The organism is Nonomuraea sp. NPDC049784, from assembly GCF_040659615.1.
Classification (GTDB): domain Bacteria; phylum Actinomycetota; class Actinomycetes; order Streptosporangiales; family Streptosporangiaceae; genus Nonomuraea.
The window spans coordinates 1-6,213 of sequence record NZ_JBFAMX010000607.1 but is presented as its reverse complement, the minus strand read 5'-3'; the positions used below and the strand labels follow the sequence as shown (position 1 = coordinate 6,213).

The 6,213-nt window shown below is 69.6% G+C and carries 5 protein-coding genes and 1 pseudogene; 5 read left to right on the top strand and 1 reads right to left on the bottom strand.

Annotated features, from left to right (window positions below):
- Nucleotides 1–259: 259 nt before the first annotated feature.
- Nucleotides 260–484, top strand: a pseudogene (locus AB0J09_RS53345) (ATP-binding domain-containing protein); the annotation flags it as partial.
- 524 nt (nucleotides 485–1,008) lie between these two features.
- Here the strand turns inward: AB0J09_RS53345 and AB0J09_RS53340 are convergent.
- Nucleotides 1,009–1,449 carry a hypothetical protein gene (locus AB0J09_RS53340; RefSeq protein ID WP_360709771.1) on the bottom strand — a complete coding sequence of 147 codons (441 nt, stop codon included), beginning with the start codon at nucleotides 1,447–1,449 and terminating at the stop codon, nucleotides 1,009–1,011.
- Between AB0J09_RS53340 and lnt the strand changes: the two genes are divergently transcribed.
- The 4 genes from lnt to AB0J09_RS53320 form a co-directional block, all read left to right on the top strand.
- Complete coding sequence (gene lnt, locus AB0J09_RS53335) at nucleotides 1,448–3,046, top strand: apolipoprotein N-acyltransferase (protein WP_360709769.1); 1,599 nt, start codon at nucleotides 1,448–1,450, stop codon at nucleotides 3,044–3,046. The two genes, AB0J09_RS53340 and lnt, sit on opposite strands and share 2 nt — an antisense overlap.
- Entirely contained in the window at nucleotides 3,046–3,795 is a 750-nt protein-coding gene (locus AB0J09_RS53330; protein ID WP_360709767.1) for a polyprenol monophosphomannose synthase, read from the top strand. Before lnt ends, AB0J09_RS53330 begins: the two co-directional genes overlap by 1 nt.
- Nucleotides 3,796–3,879: 84 nt before the next feature.
- The gene (locus tag AB0J09_RS53325; protein WP_360709765.1) at nucleotides 3,880–4,356 is read left to right on the top strand and encodes an FxsA family protein; all 477 of its coding nucleotides are present in this window, start codon (nucleotides 3,880–3,882) and stop codon (nucleotides 4,354–4,356) included.
- A gap of 46 nt (nucleotides 4,357–4,402) precedes the next feature.
- The coding region (locus AB0J09_RS53320; RefSeq protein WP_360709763.1) for an ATP-binding protein at nucleotides 4,403–6,213 on the top strand (1,811 nt) is incomplete at its 3' end.

Genomic DNA, 6,213 nt, shown 5'->3' with positions numbered 1-6,213 from the left:
CTGGGGACTGACGTCACTCTCCAAATGCCATGCCCCCCGTTCCCGGCCTGGGCCATCCCCAGGTTTGATCATTTGCCGGCGCCAGGTGGCCGCCGTGGTCACGGGCGCGGTGGTGGTGACGCCCGGCTCGGGCCGCTCCCCGGGGACCGGTTCGGGGCGTTCTGGGGGGTCTGCTTCGGGACGATCTGCGGCGTCCGATTCGGGACCGGGCGGGACGTCGGTCGCGCCGGGCTCGGGGCGGGCCGGGGCGGCGGCGGCTCTTGACGCCCCGGTGGCCGTGATGGCGGTGGCCGACGCGAAGGGGCTGGAGTTCGACTCGGTGATCGTGGCCGAACCCGACCTCATCGCCGCCCAGTCGCCACACGGCCCGAGCGACCTGTATGTTGCTCTCACCCGTGCCACGCAGCGGCTCGGGGTGGTACACGAGCGGCCGCTGTCGCGGGCGCTGAGCGGCCTGCCAAGCCGCTCACCGGCGCCCAAATGAGCTTTGATCGGCTTCCGGCCCATGTCCTACCTGCGAAAACTTGATGTTTCTGCTGATCGGGACACGGTTGACATCTGAGGTGGAGTCGGTAGTTTGCTGCGCAGTCCAGCACGGGACTTGGCCGGTTGGCCGTCTCTGACATCGTCGGATCCTGCGTCCGTGACGGAGCATGACTTCGTCCACACAGCCAGGTGCAGGGCCGTCGGTCCGTCGAGTCGGGGCACCCCAACCGGGCGGGGGGTTGGACCCGGGACGGGTCCGGGAGCCCAGTAGACAACGGAATTCCGCGCTCGCCGCCGACGAGACGGGTCCGGTCCGAAGGGTTTCCGGGCCCTCTTCCCGCTCTCGTGCGCAGGACCGACATGTGCGCCGGGTGGTCCCGTAGGCCGCGGGATCACCCTGCCGCCCCCTGAAATGCCGATTCTTTCGATCTTCTGGTGCCGCGCTGGCTTTGAGCGCGCCCGCGGGGCGGTAGCGTTTTCGCAAGCAGGCGTGCGATTCGGCGGAGGAGACCCCGGAGTGGTTCAGGAGAGAACGAACCTACCGCCCACCCCCGGGCGCGACTCTTCGCATGCCGATGCCCCGCCACCGGACGCCGCGCCGCCCACCGACGCCGCCCCCGCCGCCGCCACAGTCGACGCCGTTTTGTCCTCCGACGCCGCATCCGTAGCTGCCTCGTCGGGCACCGCGCCCTCGTCTGAGGCCGCGCTCGCGTCCGACACGGCAGCCGCCGCCACGTCCGATGCCGCGCTCGCGTCCGGCACCGTGTCCGAGGCCGCGCCTGTTCCCACGTCCGCGTCGGCACCCACGTCCGCGTCGGCACCCACGTCCGCGTCGGCACCCACGTCCGCGCCGGGGGCCATGCCGCCGCCCGGCACCGCGTTTGCGTCAGCGACCGCGTCGGCGCCGACGACGGCCTCCGTGACCGCGTCAGCGACCGCGCCCGAGTCAACGACGGCCTCCATGACCGAGCCAACGACCGGCTCCGCGTCATCCGCATCCGCGCGAGGCGGGCGCGCGGAGGGGCGGTGGGTGCTCGCCGCACGGGTGGTGGCGGGCGTGGCCGGTGGGCTGGCGCTCTACGCCGCGTTTCCCCCGCTCGACTGGTGGCTGTGCGCCCCTCTCGGCATCGGGCTGATCGTCGCGTCCCTCTACGGCGCCAGGCCCAGGAGGGCCGCCTGGCTGGGTTACCTGACGGCCGTGGTGTTCCTGCTGCCCACCCTCGCCTGGGTGCGGACCATCGGCGACGACGTCTGGCTCATGCTGGTCGGCACGGAAAGCGTGTTCTACGCCGCCATGGCCGCGCTGGCCGCGCTGGTGTTCAGGCTGCGGGCCTGGCCGTTGTGGTTCGGCGGGTTGTGGGTGGCCATGGAGTGGGCGCGCGGCCTGGTGCCCATCGGCGGGTTCCCCTGGGCACGGGTGGCGTTCAGCCAGAGCGAGTCGTTGTTCACCGAGTACGCCGCGCTGGGCGGCGCGCCGCTGGTGTCCTTCGCCGTCGCCCTGTGCGGCGCCCTGCTGGCCTACGCCGCCCTGGTCAGGCCCAAGGCCGGCCCCGAGGCCCCACGGGGCAACGCCGCATGGCGCAGGGCCGTGCCCGCGGCGCTGGCGCTGGCCGTGCCCGTCTTGACCCTGGCGATCCCCAGGCCGGGCGACGAGGGGCGGACCGTCAACGTCGGCATCGTCCAGGGGAACGTCCCGGGAAGGGGCATGGGCTTCTTGGGCGACGAACCCGCCGTTGTCCTGAAAAATCATGCCAACGAGACGAAACGCCTGGCCGAGGCCGTACGCGCGGGAAAGCTCCCCAAACCCGACTTCGTCGCTCTCCCCGAGAACTCCACCGACATCGACCCCTACCGCGACCCGTACGCCCGCCAGATCATCCAGGACTCCGTCCAGGACGTCGGCGTGCCCACGCTGATCGGAGCCGTGGTCTCGATCGGCGACGAGAACCGCGCCACCCGCAGCCTCGTGTGGGATCCGGTGACCGGGCCCGGCGCCTACTACGACAAGCAGCACCTGGTCCCGTTCGGGGAGTACACGCCGTTCAAGGACATCGTGCTGGCGTTGTGGAAGCGGGCGAGCCTGGTCGGCAGGCAGTCGGTCGCGGGCGACAAACCGGGCGACCTCAAGATGGGGCCGGTCACGATCGGCGCGGTCAACTGCTACGAGGTCGCCTACGACGACACCGTGCGCGGCACCGTACGCGCCGGAGGCACCCCCCTGGTGATGCAGGCCAACAACGCCACCTACGCCCTGTCCAACCTGCCGCCGCAGCAACTGGCCATGTACAAGCTGCGCGCCGTGGAGCACAACAGGGCCGTGGTGGCCGCCGCCACCACGGGGATCTCCGCGTACATCAGACCTGACGGTAAGGTCTCCTGGCGGACCCGCGAACTGGTCGCGGACATGAATGTGGTCAAGGTGCCCGTACGCACCCAGGAAACAATCGCCACAAAAGTGGGCGCGCTTCCTGAATGGGCATTGATGGTGATGGGAGTGGCGGCGGCAGGATTCGCCGCATGGCGTGGCAGGCGGCGAGGCGATCGGATGAGGAACGATTGATGATGGAGACTCTCGGCCGGGTGCTCGTCGTCGTGCCCACCTACAACGAGCGCGACAATCTGCCCACGATCGTGGAGCGGATTCGGGCCGCGGTGCCGGAGGCCAACGTGCTCGTGGCCGACGACGACAGCCCTGACGGCACGGGCGAGGTCGCCGACGGGCTGGCCGCCGCCGACGATCACGTGCACGTCCTGCACAGGGAGGCCAAGCAGGGCCTCGGCGCCGCCTACATCGCCGGGTTCCGCTGGGGCCTACGGGAGGGCTACGACGTCCTCGTGGAGATGGACGCCGACGGCTCGCACCAGCCCGAGGAGCTGCCCAAGCTGCTCGAGGCGCTGGTCGACGGCGCCGACCTGGCGATCGGCTCCCGTTACGTGCCCGGCGGCAAGGTGGTCAACTGGCCCCATCGGCGTGAGCTGCTGTCCAAGGGCGCCAACCTCTACACCCGGGTCATGCTCGGCCTGCCCGTACGCGACGCGACCGCCGGGTTCCGCGCCTACCGCGCCGCCACCCTGGAGAAGGTGGGGCTGTCAGGTGTGGAGTCGCAGGGCTACTGCTTCCAGGTCGACCTGACGCTGCGCACGTCCAAGCACGGGCTGCGGGTGGTGGAGGTGCCGATCACGTTCGTGGAGCGCACGATAGGCAAGAGCAAGATGAGCGGCAAGGTCATGTCCGAGGCGCTGTGGCGCATCGGCCTGTGGGGCGTCACCGGCCTGCCCAAGCGGTTGCGCGGCGGCGGCCGTAGCTGAGCGGGGTCTCAGGACGGACGGAACGCTTTCCGGTCGCCGGGCGTTGTTCGTGCTGTAACGCGCGTGTGCGGAATCGAGGAAACGATGCGGCTCCTGCTCTTCCTGGCCTTCCTGGTCGTCCCCGTCCTGGAGATCTGGCTGCTGATCCAGATCGGCTCGGTCATCGGCGGCCCCGCGACCGTGGCCCTGCTCATCGCCGACAGCCTGTTGGGCGCGTGGCTGGTGCGCCGTGAGGGGCGCAGGGCCTGGCAGGCGCTGCAGGAGGCGCTGCGGTCCGGCCGGATGCCCGACCGTGAGCTGGCCGACGGCGGCCTGGTCCTGGTGGGCGGCGCGCTGCTGCTGACGCCGGGGTTCTTCACCGACGTGTTCGGGTTCCTGTGCATCCTGCCGTTCACCCGGCCCCTGATGCGCCGTCTGGGCGCCTGGTTCTTCGACCGCAGGGTCAAGAAGCTGGCCGCGAGTTCCCCGTACTCGCATCTCTTCCCGGCCGGCCAGGAGGCCGGAGCGGCGCACGGCGGCCGGGTGGTCCACGGCGAGGTTCTCCGCGAAGAGCGCGACTGACTTTTTACCCACGGGGCATGCGTCGTTCTCGTCCGAGGTGACCCGCGTGGCGCGCGAGGTCGGCACCGAGGGCAACCTGGGCGGCCAGGCGCAGGTCCGTGGTCTGTCCGGGGTGTGGAAGGACCTCACCGACAACGTCAACGAACTCGCTCTCAACCTCACCACCCAGGTCCGCGCCATCGCCGAGGTGACCTCCGCGGTCACGCAAGGTGACATGTCCCGCCTCATCACCGTTGAGACACGCGGTGAGGTCTCCGAGCTGAAGGACAACATCAATCAGATGGTCTCCAACCTCCGGGAGACCACCCGGGCCAAGGACTGGCTGGAGTCCAACCTCACCCGCCTGGCCGGGTTGATGCAGGGCCACCGGGACCTCACGGAGGTCGCCGACCTGGTGCTGCGCGAGCTCACCCCGCTGGTCAACGCGCAGTACGGCGCGTTCTTCCTGGCCGACACGGACCGCGAGGGCGGGCCCGGGAGGGGGCTCGCCTACATCGCCGGCTACGGCTCGCAGGGGCGAACTGTCGACACCACCGGGATGCCAGGCCATGGCCTCGTGCAGCAGGCCGTCCGGGAGAAGAAGCGCATCCTCGTGGCGGATGCCCCGCCCGACTACATCACGATCCGCTCGGGGCTCGGGGAGGGGACGCCGACCAGCGTCGTCATCATCCCGATCCCCTTCGAGGACAAGGTGCTCGGCGTCATCGAGCTGGCCTCGTTCAGCCGCTTCTCTGACGTGCACCTGGCCTTCTTCGACCAGTTCGTCGACACCATCGGTGTCGCGATCAACACCATCATCGCCAACTCGCGTACGGAGGCACTGCTCAGCGAGTCGCAGCGGCTGACGACCCAGCTCCAGGAACGCTCCAAAGAGTTGCAGAGGCAGCAGGCCGAGTTGCAACGCTCCAACGAGCAGCTTGGGGAGAAGGCGGCACTGCTGTCCTCCGCCTCGCAGTACAAATCGGAGTTCCTGGCGAACATGTCGCACGAGCTGCGCTCCCCGCTGAGCTCACCGCTGAGCTCACTACTCATCTACGCCCGGCTGCTGTCCGACAACGCCGAGGGCCACCTCTCCGCCGAAGAGGAGCAGTTCGCGCACAACATCTACTGGTCGGGATCCGATCTGCTGCAGTTGATCAACGACATCCTCGACCTGTCGAAAGTCGAGGCCGGCCGGATGGACATCCGGCCGAAGTACCTTCCGCTCGCCAAGCTGCTCGACTACGTGAACACCACTTTCCGGCCCATTGCCACGGACCACGGGCTCGACTTCGACATCGAGGTATCCGAGGACGCGCCTCATGACCTTTACTCCGACGGGCAGCGGCTCCAGCAGATCCTCCGTAACCTGCTCTCCAACGCGTTCAAGTTCACCTCCGAAGGCCATGTCAAACTGCGCGTGGAACGAGCCGCCAATATCGAGACCGAGTCTCTGGGCTCGGCTGAGAACGTCATCGCCTTCACCGTCGAGGACACCGGCATCGGCATCCCGCCCGAGAAGCTCACCACGATCTTCGAGGCGTTCGAGCAGGTGCACGGTCCCGGCGGCCATACCAGCGGCACCGGTCTCGGCCTGTCCATCAGCCGCGAGCTCGCCGGCCTGCTCGGCGGCAAGATCGTGGCCGAGAGCGGGCTGGGCCGCGGCAGCAGGTTCACGTTGTACGTACCCGTGGTCCGCCCGCTCCCAGACGATCTGGGCGAACAGCCTCCGGACCTGACTGAGGCAGCGGCGTTCGCACCCACGGAGACGGAGGCCGGACCCGCGGAGCCCACGCCCGGGGAACCGCGGCCCGTCGCCGCCGCACCCGACGGCCACGTGGTCGAGCTGACCGCCCACCGCGGGCCGGCCGACCGCAC